Origin of the sequence: Mesorhizobium sp. ES1-1 (genome assembly GCF_020164785.1) — a bacterium.
Taxonomy (GTDB): Bacteria; Pseudomonadota; Alphaproteobacteria; order Rhizobiales; family Rhizobiaceae; genus Mesorhizobium.
Genome location: NZ_JAIUGX010000004.1, coordinates 93,190 through 116,243, shown reverse-complemented (window position 1 = coordinate 116,243; position 23,054 = coordinate 93,190). Strand labels below are relative to the sequence as shown.

At 64.5% G+C, this 23,054-nt stretch carries 21 protein-coding genes; 13 read left to right on the top strand and 8 right to left on the bottom strand.

What is annotated here, in order from left to right:
• Positions 1 to 2: 2 nt before the first annotated feature.
• The 11 genes from LB513_RS08410 to LB513_RS08365 all read left to right on the top strand — a co-directional run bounded on the left by LB513_RS08410 (position 3) and on the right by LB513_RS08365 (position 10,111).
• Entirely contained in the window at positions 3 to 1,001 is a 999-nt protein-coding gene (locus LB513_RS08410) for an ABC transporter permease (protein WP_224663014.1), read from the top strand.
• A gap of 7 nt (positions 1,002 to 1,008) precedes the next feature.
• The gene (locus tag LB513_RS08405; RefSeq protein ID WP_224663013.1) at positions 1,009 to 1,776 is read left to right on the top strand and encodes an SDR family oxidoreductase; all 768 of its coding nucleotides are present in this window, start codon (positions 1,009 to 1,011) and stop codon (positions 1,774 to 1,776) included.
• A 174-nt stretch (positions 1,777 to 1,950) separates the two neighbouring features.
• Positions 1,951 to 2,778 carry a helix-turn-helix domain-containing protein gene (locus LB513_RS08400; RefSeq protein ID WP_224663012.1) on the top strand — a complete coding sequence of 276 codons (828 nt, stop codon included), beginning with the start codon at positions 1,951 to 1,953 and terminating at the stop codon, positions 2,776 to 2,778.
• A 115-nt stretch (positions 2,779 to 2,893) separates the two neighbouring features.
• Positions 2,894 to 3,337, top strand: coding sequence for an SRPBCC family protein (locus LB513_RS08395; RefSeq protein WP_224663011.1), 444 nt, complete (start codon positions 2,894 to 2,896; stop codon positions 3,335 to 3,337).
• Between the two features lie 11 nt (positions 3,338 to 3,348).
• On the top strand, positions 3,349 to 4,140 hold the full coding sequence (locus LB513_RS08390) for an FAD binding domain-containing protein (RefSeq protein ID WP_224663010.1): 792 nt from the start codon (positions 3,349 to 3,351) through the stop codon (positions 4,138 to 4,140).
• Between the two features lie 57 nt (positions 4,141 to 4,197).
• Positions 4,198 to 4,680, top strand: coding sequence for a (2Fe-2S)-binding protein (locus LB513_RS08385; RefSeq protein WP_224663009.1), 483 nt, complete (start codon positions 4,198 to 4,200; stop codon positions 4,678 to 4,680).
• A gap of 12 nt (positions 4,681 to 4,692) precedes the next feature.
• Positions 4,693 to 6,060, top strand: a complete 1,368-nt coding sequence (locus tag LB513_RS25170) for a xanthine dehydrogenase family protein molybdopterin-binding subunit (protein WP_263482024.1) — start codon at positions 4,693 to 4,695, stop codon at positions 6,058 to 6,060.
• 1 nt (position 6,061) lies between these two features.
• The gene (locus LB513_RS25165) at positions 6,062 to 7,066 is read left to right on the top strand and encodes a xanthine dehydrogenase family protein molybdopterin-binding subunit (RefSeq protein ID WP_263482023.1); all 1,005 of its coding nucleotides are present in this window, start codon (positions 6,062 to 6,064) and stop codon (positions 7,064 to 7,066) included.
• 8 nt (positions 7,067 to 7,074) lie between these two features.
• Positions 7,075 to 7,956, top strand: a complete 882-nt coding sequence (locus tag LB513_RS08375; RefSeq protein ID WP_224663008.1) for an AAA family ATPase — start codon at positions 7,075 to 7,077, stop codon at positions 7,954 to 7,956.
• Positions 7,953 to 9,224, top strand: coding sequence for a vWA domain-containing protein (locus tag LB513_RS08370; protein WP_224663007.1), 1,272 nt, complete (start codon positions 7,953 to 7,955; stop codon positions 9,222 to 9,224). Before LB513_RS08375 ends, LB513_RS08370 begins: the two co-directional genes overlap by 4 nt.
• Positions 9,224 to 10,111, top strand: a complete 888-nt coding sequence (locus LB513_RS08365; RefSeq protein WP_224663006.1) for an amidohydrolase family protein — start codon at positions 9,224 to 9,226, stop codon at positions 10,109 to 10,111. Before LB513_RS08370 ends, LB513_RS08365 begins: the two co-directional genes overlap by 1 nt.
• Before the next feature lie 47 nt (positions 10,112 to 10,158).
• Here LB513_RS08365 and LB513_RS08360 read toward each other — a convergent pair whose 3' ends face one another.
• The 7 genes from LB513_RS08360 to LB513_RS08330 form a co-directional block, all read right to left on the bottom strand.
• Positions 10,159 to 10,566 carry a carboxymuconolactone decarboxylase family protein gene (locus tag LB513_RS08360; protein WP_224663005.1) on the bottom strand — a complete coding sequence of 136 codons (408 nt, stop codon included), beginning with the start codon at positions 10,564 to 10,566 and terminating at the stop codon, positions 10,159 to 10,161.
• A gap of 380 nt (positions 10,567 to 10,946) precedes the next feature.
• On the bottom strand, positions 10,947 to 12,443 hold the full coding sequence (locus LB513_RS08355; protein ID WP_224663004.1) for a sugar ABC transporter ATP-binding protein: 1,497 nt from the start codon (positions 12,441 to 12,443) through the stop codon (positions 10,947 to 10,949).
• Positions 12,443 to 13,498: a hypothetical protein gene (locus tag LB513_RS08350; RefSeq protein WP_224663003.1), complete on the bottom strand. Its 1,056-nt coding sequence runs from the start codon at positions 13,496 to 13,498 to the stop codon at positions 12,443 to 12,445. Before LB513_RS08350 ends, LB513_RS08355 begins: the two co-directional genes overlap by 1 nt.
• Entirely contained in the window at positions 13,495 to 15,618 is a 2,124-nt protein-coding gene (locus tag LB513_RS08345) for an ABC transporter permease (RefSeq protein ID WP_224663002.1), read from the bottom strand. Before LB513_RS08345 ends, LB513_RS08350 begins: the two co-directional genes overlap by 4 nt.
• Positions 15,619 to 15,825: 207 nt before the next feature.
• The gene (locus LB513_RS08340) at positions 15,826 to 16,851 is read right to left on the bottom strand and encodes a sugar ABC transporter substrate-binding protein (protein ID WP_224663001.1); all 1,026 of its coding nucleotides are present in this window, start codon (positions 16,849 to 16,851) and stop codon (positions 15,826 to 15,828) included.
• 89 nt (positions 16,852 to 16,940) lie between these two features.
• The gene (locus tag LB513_RS08335) at positions 16,941 to 17,927 is read right to left on the bottom strand and encodes an ABC transporter permease (protein ID WP_224663000.1); all 987 of its coding nucleotides are present in this window, start codon (positions 17,925 to 17,927) and stop codon (positions 16,941 to 16,943) included.
• Positions 17,928 to 18,196: 269 nt separating this feature from the next.
• The gene (locus LB513_RS08330) at positions 18,197 to 19,543 is read right to left on the bottom strand and encodes a DHA2 family efflux MFS transporter permease subunit (protein ID WP_411962694.1); all 1,347 of its coding nucleotides are present in this window, start codon (positions 19,541 to 19,543) and stop codon (positions 18,197 to 18,199) included.
• 206 nt (positions 19,544 to 19,749) lie between these two features.
• Here LB513_RS08330 and LB513_RS08325 point away from each other — a divergent pair, with 206 nt between their 5' ends.
• Positions 19,750 to 20,751 carry an ornithine cyclodeaminase family protein gene (locus LB513_RS08325; RefSeq protein WP_224662999.1) on the top strand — a complete coding sequence of 334 codons (1,002 nt, stop codon included), beginning with the start codon at positions 19,750 to 19,752 and terminating at the stop codon, positions 20,749 to 20,751.
• Positions 20,748 to 22,265 carry a histidine ammonia-lyase gene (gene hutH, locus LB513_RS08320; RefSeq protein WP_224662998.1) on the top strand — a complete coding sequence of 506 codons (1,518 nt, stop codon included), beginning with the start codon at positions 20,748 to 20,750 and terminating at the stop codon, positions 22,263 to 22,265. Before LB513_RS08325 ends, hutH begins: the two co-directional genes overlap by 4 nt.
• On the opposite strand, the gene LB513_RS08315 is transcribed toward hutH, so the two are convergent.
• Entirely contained in the window at positions 22,230 to 23,030 is an 801-nt protein-coding gene (locus tag LB513_RS08315) for a 3-methyl-2-oxobutanoate hydroxymethyltransferase (RefSeq protein WP_224662997.1), read from the bottom strand. The genes hutH and LB513_RS08315 overlap by 36 nt on opposite strands.
• Positions 23,031 to 23,054: the final 24 nt, after the last annotated feature.

Genomic DNA, 23,054 nt, shown 5'->3' with positions numbered 1-23,054 from the left:
CGATGGCACTGACAATTGACCAGCCGATCGAACACAAGCAGCAAACCCTGCCCGCCAGGCTGTTTGCCAGCCAGACCTTCTGGGTGGTGATCGCGGTGATCGTAGCCTGCCTGTTCCTGTCGTTTGCCACGGACGCCTTCGCCACCTCGAAGAACCTCTACAACATCACCCGCAACATCACCTTCGTCGCCATCATCGCCCTGGGGATGACCTTCGTCATCATCACCGGCGGCATCGACCTCTCGGTGGGCTCGGTGCTTTGCCTGTCCTCCATGGTTCTGGCGGTGACGATGCATGCAGGCTACTCGATCGAAATCGGCATTCTGGCCTCGATCGCAACCGCGCTCGCCATCGGTGCCTTCAATGGTGTGCTGATCGCCTATCTGGGCTTTCCGCCCTTTGTGGTGACGCTCGGCATGCTGTCGATTGCGCGCAGCCTGGCCATGGTCGCCTCCAATAACACCGTCGTCTTCCAGTTCGGCCCGGATCACGACAAGCTGCTGGCGCTCGGCGGCGGCGCCTGGGTGTTCGGCATCGCAAATCCGGTGCTCTACACGATCCTGCTGGCGCTGATCACAGGCTTCACCCTGCGCTGGACGAAGTTCGGCCGCCACATCTTCGCCATCGGCGGCAATGAGCATGCCGCGAGGCTGACCGGCGTGCCGGTCCGCCAGATCAAGGTCGCCGTCTACATGATCTCAGCGCTGTCGGCGGGCATTGCCGGCATCATCCAGACCGGCTGGCTCGGCGCCGTCACCACCAATATCGGCACCGGCATGGAACTGCAGGTCATCGCAGCCACCGTCATCGGCGGTGCGAACCTCGCCGGCGGCGTAGGCACCGCCTTCGGCGCGATCGTCGGCGCGGCGCTCATCGAGGTGATCCGCAACAGTCTCGGCCTGCTCGGCATCAACGCCTTCTGGCAGGGCGTGTTCATTGGCGGCGCCATCCTGATGGCCGTGTTGTTCGACCGCATCCGCAACTTCAGGCGCAGCGATTAAGCCGGCCGTGCCAAGCCCCTTGTTTGATCTCGCGGGCCGGTTGGCGCTGATCACAGGCTCCAGCCAGGGCATCGGTTTCGCTCTGGCCCGAGGTCTCGCCGAACACGGCGCAGCCGTCGTGCTCAACGGCCGCGATGCCGGCAAGACCGGGGCCGCCGTCGAAAAGCTGCGCGAAGCCGACTTCAGTGCGCACGCCTCCGTCTTCGACGTGACAGACTCCCGCGCGGTGGCGGCGGAAATCGACAGGATCGAGGCCGCGATCGGTCCTATCGACATCCTGATCAACAATGCCGGTCTTCAGTTCCGCGCCCCGCTCGAGGACTTTCCCGAAGAGCAGTGGGAGCGGCTGTTCAGGACCAACGTCTCGGGTGCCTTCCACGCGGGTAAGGCCGTCGCCCGGCACATGATCGGTCGGGGCCGGGGCAAGATCATCAACATCGGCTCGGTGCAGAGCGAATTGGCCCGGCCCAACATCGCGCCCTATACCGCGACGAAGGGCGCCATCCGCAACCTGACGCGAGGCATGTGCGCGGACTGGGCGAGGCACGGCCTGCAGATCAACGCCATCGCACCAGGCTATTTCCGCACCGAGATGAACCAGGCGTTGGTCGACAATGCGGAATTCTCGGCCTGGCTGGAAAAGCGCACACCGGCGGGCCGTTGGGGCAATGTCGACGAGCTGATCGGCGCCGCCGTTTTCCTGGCGTCCGACGCATCGTCCTTCGTCAACGGGCACACGCTCTATGTCGACGGCGGTATGACCGCTTCGGTTTGACGGCGCACTGCCGAACCTCTGTCGTTCCGGAGCCTATCGCTCAGTCTGAAAATCAGTCCCGCCTCGGTGCCCGGCATGTCAACCGGCCCGCCGCGCCTTGACGTATGCCCGAACTCAGCCGCACAATCCCCGGGCGTGCGAAGGGAGGCCAGTCGCCCGCGGGAGGATATACCCATGACGGAAGCGATCAGGCTCTACTGGGGCCGGTTCGGACATGTTTCTATCCTGAATGTCGCAAGCGACTTCGTCACCCATGCCCATGTCGAGGCACATCTGATCATATGGTTGGAAGGCACGGCCGGCGAGATGACAATCGGCCGGGAGACGGTGCGGCTTGGTCCATGCACCGCAGCCGGCATCAATTCCTTCCAGCCGCATAGCCACGTCCTGTCGCGGAACGGGGCGCCCGGCCTGTTCCTGGCCTTCTACATCGACCCTGATTGGGCGCGTCGGCGCCGTGATCTGCCCTCGTCCGCGCCATTGTTCCAACAGGCCGCAATCACGCTCGAACCCTGGCTGCACCAGGCGGCCGCCAATCTGCTCGACCACCTCACCGACAATGAAAGCATCGATGACGTCGCCAATTACGAAATCGAGCGCTTCATCGACAGTGTGCTGGACGCGGCCGACGCTTCGTCGCCGCGGGAGGCACGTCTTCGCGTCCATACGATGCAGGACTTTCGCGTCCGCAAGGCGATCCAGCTGATGAAGGCCAATGTCTGCGAACGCATCTGCTTCGACGAGGTCGCGCGCAGCGTCGGCCTGTCACGGCCGCATTTCTTCGCCCTGTTCAAGGAGCAGACCAACCTGACGCCCAATGTATATTGGAACACGCTGCGCATGGAGGAAGCCGTGCGGCAGCTGCAATGGTCGCGCGAACCGCTGATTTCGGTCGCCTGCAATCTCGGCTTCACGACCCAGGGCAATTTCTCGCGCTTCTTCCGCGACCATGTCGGCGTGCCGCCGACGCTTTATCGCGAGGCCGCCAGGGCGATCGCCTGAGGCGCGGAACGGGCCTTTTTCAGACTCCTTGATACGCGTTTGAGACGCATTGATAAGCGCCGAGGCAATGGCCCGCCTACCCTAGCATCCTGTCGCAGTTGCAAGGGAAAATCCTATGGCGAAAGTCACCATCTCCAGCGTCATCGACGCGCCGGTCGAAAAGGTCTGGGCACGCATACGCGACTTCAACGGTCTGCCCGGCTGGCATCCGCGCATGGTCGAAAGCCATATCGAGGACGGCAAGGACGCTGGCGAAATCGGCTGCGTGCGGAACTTCCAGCTGGCCAGCGGGGCCCGCATCCGTGAGAAGCTGCTCGACTTCTCCGATGACAATTTCCTCGTCAGCTACTCCATCCTGGAGACGCCGCAGCCCCTGACAAACCATAAGGCGACGTTGCAACTGCGGCGCGTCACCGATGGCGACCGCACCTATGCGGAATGGACCGCCAGCTTCGACGCCGCGTCTGAGGAAGCCGACAAGCTTGCCGAGGGCATGGGCGCAAACGTTTTTCAGGGCGGTTTCAACGCTTTGAAGAGCCACTTCTCCGGCCAGGGCTGACGGAGACAGTCATGGCGCTCGCCTTGCAGACCTTTTCGACCCTGAAGGACGCCAATGCCGCCCTGCAGTCGGCAGGCACGCGCTATCTCGGCGGCGGCACCCTGGTCGTGCGCGCCGCCAATGAGGGCGACGTCTCGGTCACCGGCCTCGTTCGCTCGACGGAGCCATCCCTTTCGACAATAGACGTTTCCGACGGCAAGGCCCGCATCGGCGCTTCGGTGACGATGGCGGCGGTCGCCCGTCATGCGGAACTTGGCTTCCTTGCCGGGGCGGCGCGCGCCGTCGGCGGGCCGGCCGTCCGCAACATGGCGACTGTCGGCGGCAATCTCTTCGCGCCCACGCCTTATGGGGACTTCGCGGTTGCCCTTCTGGCGCTCGATGCCACCGTCACGACGGAGGATGGCGAAACGCCGATCGACGCCTTTTTGGCGCACCGCGACGTCAGCCGCGCGATCGTGACCTCGGTCGGCTTTTCCGTGCCCCAAGATGGCTTTCGCTTTCTGAAAGTCTCCCGGGTCAAGCCGAAGGGCGTTTCAGTGCTGAGCATCGCCGCCCTGGTCGAACGGGCAGCCGACGGCACCATAGCCTCGGCCCGGATAGCCCTTGGCTGCATGGCCGACAGGCCGATGCGCGCCAAGGCGGCGGAAATGGCGCTGGTCGGCGCAAACCTGACGAAGGAAGGCATCGCACCGGCCCTGGCCGTTGCCACTGAAAGCACCTCGCCGGCCACCGATCCGATCGCCAGCGCCTGGTATCGCAACGAAGTGCTGCCGGTCCATCTCGGCCGGTTGCTGCTCAGCTAGTCAACTGTCGGGGGGCGCGTCTGTCCGATTGCTCGGGCAGGCGCGCAAGGAGGAAAAATGGCGAAGGTCCCGGTCCAATTCACGCTCAATGGCAGCGAGACGGCCGAATTCATCGACAGCGGTTCGACGCTGCTGCATGCGTTGCGCGACAAGATCGGCGACACCTCGCCGAAGGGTGGCTGCCATCAGGGCACCTGCGGCGCCTGCTCGGTCATCATCGACGGCGAACTCCGGCTTTCCTGCCTTACATTGGCCGAGAACTGCAATGGTACCGCCATCACGACGACGTCCGGCCTGTCAGAAGGCGGCGTCCTGCATCCGCTGCAGCGCGCCTTCCTCGACGCTTTCGCCTCGCAATGCGGCTTCTGCACACCGGGCATGATCATGGCCGCCAAGGTGCTGCTGGACCATACGCCCAATCCCAGCCGCGACGAGGTGGTCCAAGCGCTGTCGGGTAATATCTGCCGCTGCACGGGGTATGAGCCGATTATCCAGGCGGTGCTGCTCGCGGCCCGCGCCAATTCGCAGAACGCGGCCTGAAGGACCAACAGAATGGAACTGCGCAAGAATTACTTCGCCGATGTCCGCAAGGACGATCTGCACGAGATCGGCCAGGATCGGCCGCGCTCGGATTCGCCCGGCCATGTTACCGGCAAGACCAGTTTCTTTGCCGACCGCAACTTCCCCGGCATGCTGCATCTGAAGATGGTGCGCAGCCCCCATCATCATGCCCGGATCCGCTCGATCGACACCTCCGAAGCCGAGAAACATCCAGGCGTCGCAAGGGTGCTCACGGCCAAGGACGTGCCGCATAATGTCTACACCATCCTGATCCTGATCCAGGTCGGCCCCGAGGACGAGACCGTGCTGGCCGACGGCAAGGTGCGCTTCAAGGGCGAGGCCGTTGTGGCGGTACTGGCCGATACCGAGCGCGCGGCACAGGAAGCCGCGGCCAAGGTCAAGGTCGACTACGAGGTGCTTCCGGCCGTCTTCGACATGGAGGAAGCGCTGAAGCCCGGCGCCCCTCTGGTCAACGAATATCACGGCCAGAATTATTATCTCTACGACAGCGGCGAGTGCCGCAAAGTTCGGTTCGGCGATGTCGAGGCTGGCTTTGCCGAGGCCGACCACATTCTCGAACAGAGCTACCAATCCTCGCCAATCGAACACGCGCCGACCGAAACCACCGGTTGCGTGGTGGCTCCGGCGGGCAACGACCGCTTCACCTGCTACACCAACACCCAGGCGATGTTCTTCACCCTCGACAACACCTCGATCATCCTGCAGATGCCCGGAAGCAAGCTCCATTTCGTCGGCGGCACCGTCGGCGGCGGCTTCGGCGGCAAGGTCGACGTCATCGTCGAGCCGATCGCCATCCTCGGCGCCAAGCTCACCGGCCGGCCGGTCTCCTTCATCTACAGCCGCGAGGAAGAAATGCAGATCTCTTCGCCGCGCGCCGCCGAGAAGGTCGTCATCAAGGACGGCGTCATGAAGGATGGCCGCATCGTTGCGCGTAAGGTGACCGGCTACACCGACGCCGGCGCCTATTCGCGACACTCGCCCTATGGCGCGCAGAAGGGCGCCGGCCACTATCCCGGTCCCTACACCATCCCCAATGTCTGGATCGACACCTATTGCGTCTACACCAACCGCACCCCCTCCTCCGCCATGCGCGGCTTCGGCGTCACCATCGGCGATTTCGCGCTGGAGGTGCAGATGGACAAGCTGGCGCGGCTGATCGGCATGGATCCGCTCGAATTCCGCTTCATCAACGCCTATCGCGACGGCGACATGAAGGCGCATCGGCAGCCGACCGAAGGGGCGGCGCTGATCGAATGCATGCAGGAAGCCTCGCGCGCCGCCGATTGGCCGGTGGCGGAGAAATACATGGCGATGTCGTCCTACGCGAAGGGAGCTTGAGATGGCGATCAAGCGCGGACGCGGCGTCGCCGCGATCAACTATCCGACCGGCATGAATCTCGGCGGCGACCCCACCCAGGCGCTGGTGCATTCGACTCCGACCGGTAATTTCATGGTGACGCTGTCGTCGGTCGACCTCGGCCAGGGCATGAAGCAGATCATGGCGCAGATCTGCGCCGAGACGATCGGCGTGCCGACCGACCGCGTCGTCGTCGACACCGCCGACACCGATACCGGCCCGCACTGCATGGGCACGTTCGCCTCGCGCGGCACCCACCGCGCCGGCAACGCTGTCATCCAGGCAGCCAAGGAAGCGCGTCAGGTGATGCTGGAAGTGGCCGCCGAGGAACTGGAGGTCAACGCCTCCGACCTCGAGACGGACGGCCTGGGGAACATCCTGGTCAAGGGCGCGCCGCAAAAGGCGATCTCGATCTTCGATGTCGCGCTGTCGGCGCATTTCAAGCGCGGCCGCTCGATCTCCGGCCGCGGCATGTTCCTGATCCCGCGCTCCTATCCGGAGAAGGAGACCGGCGCGATGAAGCCGTCGACCTGCTACGCGCATGCTTGCACCGTCGCCGAGGTCGAAGTCGATGACGAGACCGGCGAGGTCACTGTCCTGACCGTGAAGAACGTTTTCGAGATCGGCCGTGCGCTGAACCCGAAAATGGTCGAACAGCAGCTTGTCGGCGGGTCCTGGATGGGCATCAGCCACGCGCTCTACGAGACGACCGAACCCTATTATCCCAACCGCGACCATGGCGGCACCGACTTCAACCAGTATCTGATGCCAGGCCCCGGCGACCTCGCCGAAACCGAGATCATCGTGCTGGAACGGCCCTCGGCCGACGGGCCCTATGGCGCCAAGGGGCCAGGCGAAATGTGCGCCAATCCGCAGATTCCAGCGGTCGCCAATGCCGTGTTCGACGCGGTCGGCGTGCGCATCGACACGCTGCCGATCACGCCGGAGCGCATCCTGCGCGCGCTCAGGGCGCAAGCGGCGACCTGAGCGGCAACATGTCCGGAGCGAACGCCGAAACTGTCGCGATGTCGCCGGAGGCGGTAGCGCAGCATCTGGCCGGTTCACGCTATCTCGCCGACGAGAGCCTGGCGACCGCCATCTTCCTGGCGATCCGGATGGGCAAACCCCTCCTGCTCGAAGGTGCGCCCGGCGTCGGCAAGACGGAGGCGGCCAAGGCTGTCGCTACGTTGCTCGGCCGCGATCTGGTGCGCCTGCAATGCTATGAAGGCATTGACGCCGCGCACGCTCTCTATGAGTGGAACTACCAGCGTCAACTGCTCGCCATCCGCCATGCCGGCGAGCAGGACATCGACATTTATGACGACCGTTTCCTGATCGCCCGTCCCTTGCTGCAGGTGCTTAGGGCGCCGCAACAGCGCGTGCTGCTGGTCGACGAGATTGACCGTTCGGACCATGAGTTCGAGGCCCTGCTGCTCGAATTTCTCTCCGACTTCCAGATCAGTATACCCGAGCGCGGCACGATCCGCGCGGCGGCACAGCCGATCGTCATCCTGACCTCGAACCGCACACGCGAACTCGCCGAAGCGCTGCGCCGGCGATGCGTCTACCATTGGATCGGCTATCCCGATGCCGAGCGTGAGGCCGCCATCATCATGCTGCGCGCCGGCGATGTCGCACAAGCCACCGCACGCGCGGTGGCGGCGGCCGTGCAGACCATCCGCGCCAGGCCGCTTGCCAAGCCGCCTGGCATCGCCGAGGCGGTAGAGTGGGCGAACGCCGCGACCATCCTGGAAAAGGGCGGCAGCCCTTGGCCGGAAGCCTTCCGCCGCGCCATTGGCGTGCTGATCAAGGATGAGGAGGATCTCACCTACATCGCGCCGGAGCTTGGCCGGATTGTCGAGGAGGCGCTGGGGTGATGGGCGATCTGAACGACCCCTTCTCCCCGTTCACGGGGAGAAGGTGCCCTGAAGGGGAGGATGAGGGGCAGCGCCATCGTGGGCAGAAGGTGGCGCCGCCCCTCACCTGCCTGCCGGCATCCTCTCCCCGTGAACGGGGCGAGGAGAGCTTGCCCCGCGCCGCCCAGCCCTTCCTCCACTTCGGCCGCCTTTTGCGCCGCTATGGCTTTGCCGTCGCCCCGGAGCAGGTCTCCGGCTTCATGCAGGCGGTGACATTGCTTGGGCCGCGCTCCATGGGCGACATCCGCCAGGCGGCGCTTGCCACCTTGGCGCCGCCACCCGACCGCCGTGAGGAGTTCGAAGCGCATTTCCAGAGCCATTTTTATGGCAGCACGCCGGCAATGGTCGAAGGCGATCCGGACGAGGAAACCCGCGTCAAGGATGATGGCGGCGCAGACGACGACCGCATGGAGGTCGAGCAAAGCCAGGAGGGCGGCGAACTATCCTCGGCCCGCGAGCAGTTGAGCCTCCGCGAATTCGAGCGCGACGAGGACAGGCTGACCGCCTTTCGCTGCGGCTTGTCGAGCGCGCTGCCCTCGCGCCGCTCCTTCCGCACCGTGCGCACGCATTCGCGCGGCAAGCTCGACCTGCGCCGGTCGCTGCGCGAGATCGTCAGCGCGGATGGCGACGTCCCCTCGCCGCTGCTGCGCCGCCGCCAGACCGTGGCGCGCAAGCTCCTGCTGCTGATCGATGTCTCCGGCTCGATGAAGCTGCACACGGCCGATTATTTGAAGCTCGCGCATGCCGCCGTTCAAGGCACGGACCGCGCCGAGATCTTCACCTTCGGCACGCGACTCACCCGGATCACCTCGGCCCTGCGCCTGCGCGACCGAGATCAGGCGCTGGCACGCGCCGCGGCCCAGGTGGATGACTGGGACGGTGGCACCCGCATGGGGCCGACGCTGCTTGCCTTCCTCTCCGTGCCGCGCTTTTCGTCTTTCGCGCGCGGCGCCGCGGTGGTCATTCTCTCGGATGCGCTGGAACGCGGCGACCATGCCGAGTTGGAGATGGCGATGCGGCGGCTGAGCGCCCGCGCCTTCCGCCTTTCGCTGGCGACCCCGCTGGCCGGCGATCCGCGTTTCCGGCCGGAAACGGCGGCGCTGCGCGCTATCCTGCCTGACCTCGACGATCTGGTCGACGGTTCGTCTCTCGCCGGCCTTGGCGATTTCATCCTGTCGCTCGCCCGCCCTGCCCCGCACGCGGCGACAATCTGGAAGAGGGTTTCGTGATGCAGAAGACCATCGACGCGCATTTCCACATCTGGCGCCAGCAGGACCAGCCTTGGCTGGTCGGGCCGATGGTGCCACGCATCTTCGGCCCTTACGAACCCATCCGCCGCGACTATCCGATCGAGGAGTTTCTCCAGGACCAGGAGGGCGCCGGCGTCGAAAGGGCCGTCTATGTTCAGACCAACTGGGCCAAGGAGGATTTCGAGAAGGAAGTCGCCTTTCTGCAGAAGACAGCCGACGAGACCGGCTGGCCCCACGCGATCGTCGGCTACACAGACATGACGGTGGACGATATCAGGCCCCAGATCGACCGCTTGATGAAGTATCCGCTGCTGCGCGGCGTGCGCATGCAACTGCACTGGCACGAGACGCCAGCCTTCCGCTTCGCCAGTTCGGCCGATCAGGTCATAGATCCCAAGGTGCGCGCCAATGTACGCCGGCTCAAGGACTACGGCCTGTCCTTCGACCTTCAGCTCTTCCCTGCCCAAATGAAAGACGGGCTAACGCTCGTGGGCGAAAACCCGGAAACCAACTTCATCCTCACCCACGCCGGCATGCTGATCGGCATGGAGCCGGAGACGACCGAAGCCTGGAAGGCTGGCTTGCGCACGCTCTCGGCCGCGCCCAATCTCTACGCCAAGCTTTCCGGTCTCGGCACCTTCGTGCACCGTAACGATCCGGCGCTGATCGCCTACATCGTCGACAACGCGATCGACATCCTTGGCAGCGACCACTTGATGTTCGGCTCGAACTTCCCGATCGAGAAACTGTGGACCAGTCACGCGGAGCTGATCAAGGCGCACCGCGCCGCGGTCGCAAAGCATGGCTGGGCCGCCGAAGCCGACATTTTCTGGAACACGGCGGAGAAGGTATACCGGCCTGTGTAAGCGCTGCCCCTTCCTCCCCTTGCGAGAGAAGGAAACGACGCTTCGCCTCACTTCACGTCGAACTGCGGGTCGACCGGGATCTGCAGTGCGGTCACCATGTGATTGGTCTGGCCGGCCAGTCCGATGATCGATACCAGCTCGCCATGCTGCGCATCGGTCATGCCTTTGGCCCGAGCAGCGGCCGTGTGCGAGTGGACGCAATACGAGCAGCCATTGGCGGTCGACACGGCGATGTAGATCATCTCCTTGGTCAGCGGGTCGATGGCGCTGTCGGCAACCATCACCACCTTGAGCTGTTCCCATATGCGCTTCAGCGCCGCCGGATCATTGGCCAGCCCGCGCCAGAAATTGTTGACGAAATCCGATTTGCGCGTTGCGCGGATGTCGTCGAAGACCGCTTTCACCGCCGGAATTCGTTCAACCTCGGCATCGGTCAGGAGTTTTGTGGTGGCCATCGCTTTTCCTTCTGTATCTTGATGAGGTCGTTGAATCAGGTCTCAAGCAAAGTAGGCTAATCGGCTCTTATGATTCAGCTTTTTATGCGGGTAGGATCAGAAGCGTTCAAGTTTGCGGACCCCTCACCCTTCGTCATCCTAGGGTGGAGCAGGCGCAAAGCGCCGTCGCGAAGACCCTAGCATCCATTCCGTGACGTCCGCCGGTGAACTCAGCGGAGCAGAATTCTGTGCCGCTGCGGCGCTTCGGAGTCCCGGCATGAATCCTCGGGTCTGCGCCGCGTCGCTACGCTCCTTGCTTCGCCCGTGGATGACGAACTGACGAACGGGTGGCGCCGCAAGCTCGAAGCTCCGGCACACTGTGCATACCCTCCAACAACAACCTAATGCACCGCCGCATACATGATCTTTTCCTCGGTCGCCTCCGCCGGCGAGAACTCCTCGACGATGCGGCCCTGGCGGCACACCAGGATCCGGTCTGACAGGTTCATGATTTCCGGCAGGTAGGAGGAGATGACCACCACGGCCAGTCCCTCGTCGGCCAGACGGTTGATGATCTGGTGGATCTCGGCGATGGCGCCGACATCGACGCCGCGTGTCGGTTCGTCGAAGATGACGATGCGCGGCTGCTGCACAAGGCCCTTGCCGATCACCACCTTCTGCTGGTTGCCGCCGGACAGCTCGACCACGCGGGCATTGTCGTTGATCGCCTTGATGTTCAGCGTCTTTGCCCATTCGGCCGAGAGCGTCCGCATCTCCTGCTGGTTGATCACCCAGGCCTTTTCGCGGCCCGCCGCCAGCAACCCGCCGAACAGGTTCTCGGCGATGCCCATCGTCTCGAAAATGCCTTCGCTCTTGCGGTCCTCGGTGACATAGACGATGCCGTCGGCCACCGCTTCGCTGGGCACGAGATAGCGCACCGGCTTGTCGTCCAGCTCGATGGCGCCGCCGCGCCGGAAGTCGCGCTTGTAGATGCCCGAGATGATCTTGAACGTCTCGGTGCGGCCCGATCCTATCAGCCCGAACACGCCGGTGATCTGGCCCTCGAAGATCGAGAAGGAATTGTTGCGCACGACATTGCTCATCGAGATGTCCTGAACCGACAGGACCTTCTTGCCGGCCTTGCGCAGCCTGGCCTCGTCGCGCTGGCTGTAGATCTGCCCCGACAACGTACGACCGACCATGGCGGCGACGATCTTGTCGCGGTCGAAGGCCGCCGTGTCGTCGGTGACGACCAGCTCGCCGTCGCGCAGGATGGTGATGCGATCGGCGATCATCAGCGCCTCTTCCAGCGCGTGGCTGATGAAGACGATGGAGACGCCGCTCGCCTTCAGCCGCCGGATCAGCGCGAAGAAGTGGCGCTTTTCTTCCGGTGTCAGCGTCGCCGTCGGCTCGTCGAAGATGATGATCTCGGCATTGTGGTGGACCGCGCGCGCGATCTCGACCATCTGCCGCTTGGCGGCGCCCAATGTCGCCACCATGGCGTTCGGGTCGACCGGGAAGTTCAGCGACTGGAGGAACTGCTGCGCCGAGATGTAGGTGCCGCGCAGCCGGTTCAGGAATTTTTCCGTGCCGAGATAGAGGTTCTGCGCCACCGTCATCGACGGCACCAGGCTGGTTTCCTGGAAGACCATGGCAATGCCGGCCTGAAGTGCAGCATGCGGCGAGGCGTAGGCAATCTCCTGGCCCTTGTGGAACATCTTGCCGGAGGTGGCGTCGACGACGCCGGCGATGATCTTGGTCAGCGTCGATTTGCCGGCGCCATTCTCGCCGAGCAGCGCGTGGATCTCGCCCTTGCGCAAGTCGAAGCTGACAGTCTTCACGGCGGGCACGCCGCGATAAGTCTTGGTGATGTTCTCCAGACGGACGATCGGCTCCATCAGAAACCTCCCGATGCGATGTCGAGGGCCAGCACGCAGTCGCCGCCCCTGGAAGCGACGAAGAGCCGGCCTTCGCTTTCGGCCACGCTGCAGATGCCGTGCCGCGAGCCGTTGGCGCGGCTGTGCAGGCTGAACTGCGGCTGCATGTCCGGGTCGAGCTTGACTACCAGCCCATAAGAGCGGCTTGGCGACCACGGCTTGTGGATGCCCATGGTGCGGATGGCGCCGCATTGCAGCGGTTCGAGGAAGCTGCGGCTGGAGGCAAGCGACGGTGCTATCCAGTAGGCGGGCGGCACCTGGTCCAGCATGTCCTGCCGGTAATGCGTTTCCTGCAGCACGAATTCGATCAGCCGGTTGCGCGGCGCGAACAGGGCCAGCCATGCGCCCCCATCGCCGGATGGCGAAAGTCGTGCGGGATAGCCGGGCAGATGCGTCAATACGGTTGAGCGGCGGCCGGTCGTGCCATCGAAGCGGACAAGCTGATGACGCCAGCTTTCGCTGACCACCACATCGCTTCCAACAGGATGCAGCCCATAGGGAAAGGCGATGTCCCCGGCCACCTTGCCGAACGCGCCGCCTGCAGCGTCCCGCTTCCAGAGCGAACCGGACGCGCCCTTCTTCATCAGGTCGGCGGCCCATTGCGATGGCGCATGCTCGGCCGAGCCGTTGGCCAGCCACAGCGTGCCATCGTCGGCATAGGCGAGCGCCGTGATGCAGCGGACGCCGGCCGGGAGCGCAACGTCCTTGCCCGATATCAAGAGCTTACCGGTTTCGAGCCCGACCGTCAGTTCTCCCGATGGCGACAGCGCCAGCGCGGTGACCGGAGAGGGAAAGGTCTCGACGACCTTCGGCGCGTCACCGGCCCGGATCGCATACACGCCATTGCCGCTGGAGGTGAGCAGACTGTCGCCTTTGGCCAGCAGATTGTCGGGCTCGGTCAGTTCGGCGAAAGCCGGTGCATCATCGAGCTGCGTGTTGGGCCGGAAGGCGCCGTCGAGCGGCGGGATGGTGACGGCCTTGCCGCGGAAGATATCCAGGATCGGATCGAGGATCATGATCTCGCTCCCCAATAGGAAGCGGTGCTGGTCCAGTTCGGGTCAGCGCCAGAAATCCTGTAGCGGCCGATGCGGTTGTTGAGGATGCCGCCGACGAACAGATAGCCCTTGTGCTCGCGCATCGAGGTGACCATCGGGTGCGCGCCGCCCGTCAGGTCGCCCATTGCCTCGACGATGCCGCCCTTCTCGTTGAACTTCACCACGCCGCCTGTGTTGATGTTGGGGAACAGCCATTCGTCCTGCGGCAGCCGCCGCGTCATGCGCTTGCGCATGTCGGGATGGCGCAGCGACAGGTCGAAGCTCGGCGTGCGCATGCCCAGCCACGCCATCCAGTAATTGCCGTCCGACGCCCGGTTGATGTTGTCGGGATAGCCCGGCATGTCGCGGATGACGCATTCGGCGGTGCCGGCCTTCGGCCCTTCCAGCCAGTAGCGATGCACGCGGCAGGCCCAGCTTTCGGCGAAGAACAGCGACTTGCCGTCATGCGCCATGCACACCCCATTGGTGTAGCGGTAGCCGTCGAGCAGCGTTTTGGTCGAACCGTCCGTCGGATCGTAGACCAGCAGGCGGCCGGTGGCGCGGTTCTCGATCGAATCCAGCGCCCAGTCGTGTGCGTCGTAGCGCTTGGTCGAGTCGGTGAAATAGATGCGGCCGTCCGGCGCGATATCGCAGTCGTTCGGGTCGCGCAGCCGCGCGTCGTCGACGATCGAGGTCCAGGAGCGCGCGGTCTCCGCCGACAGCCGTTTCACCTCGCGCTCCGGCGAGACGGAATAGAGCCCCATGGCGCCGACGCAACTGATGAGGTTGCCCGCCTTGTCGAAGGCGAGCCCGAGTGGAAAGCCGCCAATATGGGCAAAGACTTCCGACTTCACATAGTCCGGCGCGAAGAAGCGCACGATCTCGCCATGGCGGGTGCCGCAATAGAGATGGTCGTCGCGGTCGAGGATGACGTCCTCGGGACCCTCGAGCTCGCCAAGCCCGATATGGTCGGCCGCCGACAGCCGGTTGTCGAGCTCGTAGGGCGTGCCGGAGCCGGGAGCCGCCGACTGCGTCGCGCCCATCTTCAGGTAGACCGGCGCGACATAGACCTCGTTCAGGACCTTGTGGCGGTTCTTCAGCCAGCGGATATCGATGGTCACCGCCACCGCCAGCATGATGCCGAGCACCATTTGGTTGGTGCCGGTGCCATAGCCCAGCCGGATCAGCCCGTTGGTCATGGTCAAGACGATGATGGCGCCCATCAGGCCTTTGATCACCGAGCCGCGCCCGCCGCCAAGGCTGACGCCGCCGACCACCGCCGCCGTCAGCGCCATGATCTCCAGGTTGAGGCCGGTGCCAGGCCCTGCGCCGCTTAAGCGGCAGGCGATGAGGAAGCCGCCGATCGAGGCGCAGAAGCCGGAAAAGACATAGGTCATGAACACGGTGCGGCGCACGCGGATGCCGGCATTGTGGGCCGAGCGGCGGGAGCCGCCCACCGCCAGCACATGCCAGCCCGGCCTTGAACGCGTCAGCGCGATATGGGTGACGATGGCCAGTATGATCGCCAGCCAAACCGAGACGGAAAGGCCCCAGAAGGTGCTGTCGCCGATGAAATCGAGCACATCCGAAGTGGCGGTCGAAAGCTGCACGTCGGCGGCATAGGTGGTGACGAGGATGTCGAACAGCGCGCGACCGAAGATGAAGGTCACCAGCGTGGTCAGGAAGGCGCGCAGCCTGAGATAGCCGACGAGGTAGCCGTTGATGGCGCCGAAGATCAGGCCGGTGGCAAGCGAGGCGGCGAGCGCCAGCCAGATCGATTGTTCGAGGATGAAGAAGACATAGACGGCGGAAAAGCATGACAGCGCGAAGATCGAACCGACCGACAGGTCGATGCCGCCGCCCAGCATCACCACCGTCATGCCGGTGACCACCATCGAGAACTCGCCGAGCTGGCGGGTCGATTCCTGCAGCGAGGTCAGCTTGAAGAAGCCCGGAATGAGCGAGCCGAAGGTCGCCAATGTCACCACCAGCGCCAGGAACGGGATGGCGTTGTCGGTCCAGCGCTTGGTCAGGATCTCGCCGACAAGATGATCGGGCACGAGATTGTAGCGCCAGGACTGGAGGCGTTCGCGAAAGGACATTGGCTGCTGCTATTCCAAGAGAAAAGAAAAAGGGACCCGGGCTATAACCGCCTCAGGTTGCGCTGCCCCTCACCCCTACCCTCTCCCCGTATAGTGACGGGGAGAGGGGGTCACCAGCGTTGGCATACTCCCCTTCTCCCCGTCACTATACGGGGAGAAGGTGCCGGCAGGCGGATGAGGGGCAGCGCTAAGCTTGGGAAGCCTGGCTTACTTCGCCGCCGCTTCGGCCTGCAGCGCCTTCAGGTCCCAGCAGCTGTCGGGCTTCAGGTCGGCCTTCGTCGTCGCCTTCTCCAGCGTGTAGATATAGGTGTGCGAGGTGCCGGCCGGCTGGCCGCTCTGTAGCAGGAACTTGATGATGGCGTTCATGTCGCCCGACTGGCGGGCAAGATCGGTCATCACCACGGCGCCGTAGGTGCCGTCCTGCAGCTTGTCGCAATCGGCCGCCTTCTCGCCGCCGCCCGTGGTCACCAGGAACACCTTGCCGTCGAGCTTGGCGTCGCGGATCGCGGCGGAAGCGCCAGTCGCGTCACCATCCCAGAAATCGATGATGGCGCAGATATCGGGGTTCTGCTGCAGCATCGTCGTCGTCACATTGCGCGAGGTCGTCGCATCCCAGTTGGAGTCGGGCTTGGCCACGACCTTGAAGTCGGGATGCTTGTCCAGCACCTTCATGATGCCGGCATACTGGTAGAGGCTGGAGGAGTTCGCCTGGTCGCCCTGCACCAGGCCAAGCTTCTTCGAAGAGTTTTCGCCGCAGCCCTTGATCGCCGCTTCGGCCTCGAGCTGGCCAAGCCTGTCCCAGTCGCTACCGACAAACGCATCGGCCGGGAAGTTGGCCGGGTTGTCCACCAGGATCACATAGGTGCCGGCGGCCTGCGCCTTTTTCATCAGCTTGGAATAGGAATTGAGGTCCGGCGCGTGGATGATCAGCACGTCCGGCCTTGTGTCGGAGGAGATGGCGTCGGTGATCGCCTGCGCGCCGGCGTCGACCACCCAGTTCGGGTCGCGCGTCTCGAACACGCCGCCCCAGCCTTCGACTTCCTTCTTCAGGAAGTGGGCCCAGCCCTGCGCCAGGTCGAAGCCCATCGCCAGCGGCACCAGCATGACGCGCTTGCCCTTCAGCGCCTGCGCATAGGCGGCCGGGCCCGGATCGTCGGCGGCGAAGGTCGGCGCCACGAAGGCGGTGACGGCGAGCGCCGTGGCCGCGGCCATGAATGTTCTGATGAATTTCATATCGGATCCTTTCGTTGCATTTGTCATTGCCGGCCGATCGGAACGGATCGGACGGGGTACCCCAAGCAGGATGGGCTAGCCCATCTGCCCTAAATGTCGCCCTGCTGGGCGGTCTGTTCGTCACGCGGATTGATGATGCCGTCGACGATGATGGCGCCGAGCAGGATCGCCGCTTTGATCAGGTTCTGGTATAGCAGCGGAATGTCGATGATGGTCATGGCGTTCAAAAGGATGCCGATCAGCGCCGCGCCGACGAGCACGTTGCGCACCCCGCCGCGTCCGCCGGACAGGCCGATGCCCCCGATCACCGCCACCAGCACAATGTCGTAGAGCAGTGTCGAGTTGACGACGCGGGTGTTGATCGAATGCAGGCTGGCCGCCGTCAGCAGGCCTGCGATCAGTGCCACCAGGGCCGAAAGCACATAGCGCAGCACCAGCATCGGCCGTACCGGAATGCCGATGTTGCGCGCGGCGACCGGATTGTCGCCGGCGAAATAGATGTAGCGACCCCATTTTGTGTAGCGCAGGAACAGGAAGAAAAGGAAAGCCAGCCCCGCGAAGACGAAGACCTCGATGGGAATGTCGAGAAAGCGCCGCCCGCCGAGCAGTTCGACCCAATGACCCTGAGGCACCGGCACCGCGTCCTGCGTGATCAGTTGCGAGCGCACGTAGCCGAAGACGAAGGAGCCGGTCGCCAGGGTCACGAAGATCGCCGGCACATCGGCATAGGCCACGAGGAAACCGTTGAGCAGGCCGATCGCGAGCACGCCGGCCAGCACATAGGCGAACGCCAGTCCGTCCGGCGTCCCGGTGTTGAGAAGCTGCAGGTACCAGGCCACCGACATCGCCATGATAGCCACCGCCGACAGGTCGATGCCGCGGCCGATGACGACGACCGCCATGCCAAGCGCCAGAATGCCCAGCACCGACACCGATCGGACAATGGCGACGAGATTGTTGGGGTCGATGAATCCCGGCAGGCCGATTGCCGCGACGACGAACAGCACCACCGCTATGGCAAAGACAATGCCTTCCTGGTTCAGGCTCCTGAAACTTGGCCGGCTAATCGTGTTCATGTCCGCTTTCGCCCCGATGGCAGCGCTGCCATCCCCTAAAACAAAGGCTAATCGGCCGGGCGGCGGTTCGTCAAATGAATCCGCGACCAGCAGACAGCCTGAAGTCGATATTCATCGAGTGGACGCATTGATTGCCGAAACTGGCGCAATGCCCGGAAACTTCAATATTTTTGGCAAATGGTCGCCCCGTCGGCTATGGTGGCGAACGTTCCGTTTCGATGCGGGCCGACAAGGCGCAATTTATGTCCGCCTCCGGCAGGAATCCGCGCTCAACGCTTCGGTGCGTGGCCGGAAACCTCGATGCCTGCCGTGGCCGGCAAAGCGAGGAAGAGGAACGAAGTCGCCAGTCCGACAGCTCCGATCGCCAGGAAGGCGATTCGAAAATCGAAAAGGTCGAGCGCCGGCGTGTCCCTGGCGATCCGCGACAGGTTGAGGATTGCCGCGGCAAGGGCGACGCCAAACAACATCGCCACCTGCTGCAGCATCGAGGACAGCGTCGCCGCCGAGCTGCGCTGCGCCGCCTCGATGTCGGCGAAAGCCAGCGTGTTCAGAGCCGTGAACTGCATCGAGCGCGACAGGCCGGCGATCAACATCAAAAGAACCACGAGAGCTTGCGGCGTCTGCGGCGAGATTGCGCCGCAAGCCATGATCGAGGCCGAGGCGACGATGCCGTTGACGACCATCACCGAGCGGAAGCCGAAGAGCCGCAGCGTTGGCGTCGTCACGGTCTTCATGCCGAGATTGCCGAGGAAATAGGCCAGGATCATCATGCCCGCGTCGATCGGGCTGAGACCGAAGCCGACCTGGAACAGCAACGGCAGCAGGAACGGCGTCGCGTTGATCGCCACCCGGAAGATGGTGCCCGCCGCCAGAGTCGAGATGGCGAAGGTCAGCACCTTGAACGAAGAGAGGTCGAGCAACGGATGCGCCGCGCGCCTCAGATGCCGTATGGCCAGCCAGCCGATGAAAAGGCCGGACCCGATCAGCACGACCGTCGGCATCGCGCCATCCTCAGGGTGCGCGATGCGCTCGAGTCCGTAGAGCAGCAGGGCGAGCCCGGCCGACGTCAGCACGAAACCCGGCCAGTCGAGGGGCTTGGGGTCGGCCTCCCGATCTCCGGGAATGAAACGGGCCACCAGCGCCAGCCCGATGACCCCAAGCGGGATGTTGATGAAGAAATTCCAGTGCCAGGACAGATAGGTGGTGATGAAACCACCGAGCACCGGCCCGACGACAGGCGCGAACAGTGCCGGCCAGGTGATCAGCGCCGTCGCGTTGAGCAGCTCGGACTTCGACGCGTTGCGCAGGACGAGAATGCGACCGACCGGTGTCATGAGGGCGCTGCCCAGGCCTTGCACTGCGCGGGCGACGACAAATTCGGCCAGATTCTGCGAGAAGCCGCAGGCGAGCGATGCCAGGGTGAACAGCGCGATCGCAACGAGGAAGACGTTGCGCGCGCCGAAGCGGTCGGCGAGCCAGCCCGACAGCGGCACGAAAACCGCCATGGTCAGCATGTAGACTGTGATGCCGATGCTCATCGCCACCGCAGGCACGCCAAAGGAGGCACCCATCTGCGGCAGCGAGGTCGATATGATCGTCGAATCCAGCAGCTGCATGAAAAAGGCAATGGCGACAATCAGCGCCACGCGCCGCGCGTTCGTGGCCGTCTCGGTCAAGGCTTCGTATCTGGAATGGCAGTCATGACGGGTCCGGTTTGAACAGCATCCGGCCGGCTGCGTCCAGAGATGGTGCAACAAACTTTCGTGTCGCATCGCGGCCTGCTATGGGAGAGCGGGGGCGACCGAGGGAACTGTGCGCGTAAATGAAGCCCATCTATATCGACTATCTCAACGCCCTCGACATCGAAGCGCTTGCCATGACCGACGGCGAGATCATTGCCGCGGTCGAGGCCGGGCTCATCGCCCAGGGTAACGGCCAGACCGTGATCGAGCCGCGTGTCCATCTCGAACCGGACCCATCCTTCCATGGCCATTTCAACGTCTTGCGCGGCTATGTGGCGCCACTCGACACGGCGGGCGTGAAGATCGTTGGCGACTATGTCGACAACTATTTGCACGGCCTGCCCTCCGAATTCGGCATCCTCAATCTGTTCGATCCGCGCACCGGCACGCCGCGCGCCATCCTCGACGCCACCGTCATCACCGACATGCGCACCGGCGCCGTTACAGCGATCGGCGCCAGACATCTGGCGCGCAAGAATTCGAAGGTGCTGGCCCATATCGGCGCACGCGGCACGGCCTACTGGAACGTGCGCCTGCTCGACCACCTGTTCGACTTCGACGAAATCCGCGTCCACTCACGCCGTCCGGAAAGCCGCGACGTCTTCGCCGCCAGGCTCTCCGCCGATCTCGGAAAGCCGGTCACCGCTGTCGCCGACTGGCGGAGCTGCATCGAGGGCGCCGATATCGTCGTCGAGGCCTCGCGACTGCCGGAACCGCAACCCCTGCTCAAGACCGAGTGGATCAAACCCGGCGCCCTGGTCGTGCCCTATGGCACGATGAGCGCGGTGGAGCTGTCGCTGACCGACATCATGCAGAAAATGGTTGTCGACGATTGGGGCCAGTGCAAGGGCGGCAAGTTCGGGTCCCTGCGCGCCCATGTCGAGACAGGCAGGCTGAGCGAAAAGACGCTGCATGCCGAGCTCGGCCAGATCGCCGCCGGTCTCAAATCCGGACGTGAAAGCGACGACGAAACCATCCTGTTCTGGCATCGCGGCCTGTCGCTGTCCGACATCGCGCTCGGCAAGGCGATGCTCGCCAAGGCGCAGGCGCAAGGCATTGGCCAGAGGCTGCGCTTCGCATGAACGCGCTCGTCCTTTCCGGAGCCGGTGTCCGTATCGAGGATATCGCCGCCGTCGCACGCGAAGCGCGCAAGGTGGAGATTGGCGCCGATGTCATCGCCAGGCTGGAGAAAGCGCGAACCGTTCTGGACCAGGCAGCCGCATCCGGCCAGCAGGTCTATGGCCTGAACACCGGGCTCGGCGCCAATCTGGGCACCGCGGTCGAGGGTGATGCCAGCGCCTTCCAGCGGCAACTGCTCGAAGGGCGCAGCGGCGCGGTCGGCGAAGCGCTGCCGGTCGAGGCTGTCAGGGCAACGATGATCGCGCGGGCGGCGATGCTTTCAACCGGCGGCTCCGGCCTTTCGCCCGCGGTGTTCGTCGCTTTGGTCGATGCGCTCAATGCCGGCGTTCATCCGGTGATGCCTTCGCTGGGCTCTATCGGCGCCGGCGACCTGGTGCTGATGACGACGCTTGCCCGTATGCTCACCGGCGAAGGCGAAGCCGACTATCAAGGCCGGCGCATGCCGGCGGCCAAGGCACTGACGATGGCGCGTCTCGCCCCTGTCGGCCTGGCGCCAAAGGACGGGCTGTCGCTGATCAACGCATCGGCGGTTTCCGTGGGAAGCGGCGCGCTTGCAGTGTCGGACGCACTTTGCGCCCTTGCCCAGCAGCAGCAGGCCGGCGCGCTGACGATGGAAGGTCTCGCCGCCAACCGCACCATCCTCGATCCGCGCCTGCACATGGCCCGCCCGGCCGCCGGCCAGCAGGAAGCCGCCAAGGCGCTGCACGATCTTCTGGCCCGCGACGAGGCGCCAGCGCCGACCACCATTCAGGATCCACTGTCGATCCGCTGCATGCCGTCGATCCATGGCGCCCTGATCGACGCGATCGGCCAGGCGAGACAAGCCGTCGAGATCGAGCTCAATGCCGCCGCCGACAACCCGCTGGTACTGGGCGACGACGACCTTGTCCTGTCGACGGGCAATTTTCACACCGCCGCACTGTCGCTCGCCTTCGAGACGCTCGGCCTGGCCATCGCGCAGTGCGCTGCCGCGAGCGCCGCCCGCTTCATCCAGCTGACCGGCTCGGGCCGCAACGGCTTGCCGAAATATCTGTCGCCCATCGGCGGCGCATCGGCCGGCTTCGTGCCGCTGCACAAGACAGCGACATCGATCCTGGCCGCCATCCGCCACAAGGCCAATCCGGTGATGCTCGACTTCCTGCCCGTCTCGGAAGGCGTCGAGGACCACGCAACGCAGACGCCGCTCGCCGTGTCGAAATGCGCCGCCATGATCGCGCTGTGGCGGCGGCTGATCGCCTTCGAGCTGATGGCCGCTGCCCAGGCCGTCGACCTGCGTGAGGGGTTGGAGCTGGCACCACGCACCGCGGCTGTCCACGGCGCGATACGGGCGCTAATTCCGGTCCTCAAGCAGGATCGGCCGCTCGGCATCGATGCCGAAACGCTCCACGCCGCTCTTACCGGCGGCACCTGGCAGCCGGGACTATTTCGGGCCGACCTTGTCGAGGAAACGCTCTAGCTCGGCCGGATCCATCCGCACGACATGCCTGTCTTCGGGATAGGCGCCGCTGTTGACGTCGGCGACATATTCGGAAAATGCCGCCACCCGCTCCGCCTGCAGCCTGTCATATTCGGCGGCGAAATTGCGGTAGACTTTGGAGTGGCGCGGCATGTGGCCTCGGTTCTGGCCGAGTATATCGTCGGCGAACAGATATTGCGCGTCGCAGCCGGTCCCAGCCCCCATTGACAGCATGATCAGCGACGTGCGTTCCGAGATCGCCTTGGCCACCTCGACCGGCACCACCTCGATTTCGGCGCCGATGGCGCCGGCGGCCTCCAGCTGCTTCACCGCCTCGAAGATCTGCATGGCGGTGTCGGCGGTCTTGCCGACCGCCTTGAAGCCGCCGGTCCAGGTCGCGCGCGACGGGATCAGACCGACATGGCCGATGACGGGAACGGCGTCGTCGGCCATCCGCTTGATGGTGGCATAGCCCGCGCTGCAATAGACCGCGTCGGCGCCGGCCTTGTAGAGCCTGAAGGCCCAGCGCAAGAAATCATCCGCCGTGCCGATCTCGAAGAAATTCTCGCCGGGCATGGTGAACAGGCTGGGCGCGGCATCGCGATACGCAGGGTTGAGCACAAGTTCAGGGGGCACGGAGACGATGTCGACCCCTGCCCGCTCGGCGGCCTCCGCCTCGTCCATCGTCACGACGCGCAGCATGGTCAGCTGGCGCTTGCCCTTCATGGCGCGCAGATCCGCCACTGTCGGTCTTTTTCGGCTCATCGAAGTTCCCCCTCTGTATTCCCC

Excerpts from the sequence above, each read along its gene's own strand:
- LB513_RS08385 (WP_224663009.1), top strand. The coding sequence starts at position 4,198 with ATGGCGAAGGTCCCGGTCCAATTCACGCTCAATGGCAGCGAGACGGCC.
- LB513_RS08375 (WP_224663008.1), top strand. The coding sequence starts at position 7,075 with ATGTCCGGAGCGAACGCCGAAACTGTCGCGATGTCGCCGGAGGCGGTA.
- LB513_RS25170 (WP_263482024.1), top strand. The coding sequence starts at position 4,693 with ATGGAACTGCGCAAGAATTACTTCGCCGATGTCCGCAAGGACGATCTG.
- LB513_RS08315 (WP_224662997.1), bottom strand. The coding sequence starts at position 23,030 with ATGAGCCGAAAAAGACCGACAGTGGCGGATCTGCGCGCCATGAAGGGC.
- LB513_RS08355 (WP_224663004.1), bottom strand. The coding sequence starts at position 12,443 with ATGGAGCCGATCGTCCGTCTGGAGAACATCACCAAGACTTATCGCGGC.
- LB513_RS08340 (WP_224663001.1), bottom strand. The coding sequence starts at position 16,851 with ATGAAATTCATCAGAACATTCATGGCCGCGGCCACGGCGCTCGCCGTC.
- hutH (WP_224662998.1), top strand. The coding sequence starts at position 20,748 with ATGAACGCGCTCGTCCTTTCCGGAGCCGGTGTCCGTATCGAGGATATC.
- LB513_RS08360 (WP_224663005.1), bottom strand. The coding sequence starts at position 10,566 with ATGGCCACCACAAAACTCCTGACCGATGCCGAGGTTGAACGAATTCCG.
- LB513_RS08410 (WP_224663014.1), top strand. The coding sequence starts at position 3 with ATGGCACTGACAATTGACCAGCCGATCGAACACAAGCAGCAAACCCTG.
- LB513_RS25165 (WP_263482023.1), top strand. The coding sequence starts at position 6,062 with ATGGCGATCAAGCGCGGACGCGGCGTCGCCGCGATCAACTATCCGACC.
- LB513_RS08350 (WP_224663003.1), bottom strand. The coding sequence starts at position 13,498 with ATGATCCTCGATCCGATCCTGGATATCTTCCGCGGCAAGGCCGTCACC.
- LB513_RS08335 (WP_224663000.1), bottom strand. The coding sequence starts at position 17,927 with ATGAACACGATTAGCCGGCCAAGTTTCAGGAGCCTGAACCAGGAAGGC.
- LB513_RS08400 (WP_224663012.1), top strand. The coding sequence starts at position 1,951 with ATGACGGAAGCGATCAGGCTCTACTGGGGCCGGTTCGGACATGTTTCT.
- LB513_RS08330 (WP_411962694.1), bottom strand. The coding sequence starts at position 19,543 with ATGCAGCTGCTGGATTCGACGATCATATCGACCTCGCTGCCGCAGATG.
- LB513_RS08325 (WP_224662999.1), top strand. The coding sequence starts at position 19,750 with ATGAAGCCCATCTATATCGACTATCTCAACGCCCTCGACATCGAAGCG.
- LB513_RS08395 (WP_224663011.1), top strand. The coding sequence starts at position 2,894 with ATGGCGAAAGTCACCATCTCCAGCGTCATCGACGCGCCGGTCGAAAAG.
- LB513_RS08365 (WP_224663006.1), top strand. The coding sequence starts at position 9,224 with ATGCAGAAGACCATCGACGCGCATTTCCACATCTGGCGCCAGCAGGAC.
- LB513_RS08345 (WP_224663002.1), bottom strand. The coding sequence starts at position 15,618 with ATGTCCTTTCGCGAACGCCTCCAGTCCTGGCGCTACAATCTCGTGCCC.
- LB513_RS08390 (WP_224663010.1), top strand. The coding sequence starts at position 3,349 with ATGGCGCTCGCCTTGCAGACCTTTTCGACCCTGAAGGACGCCAATGCC.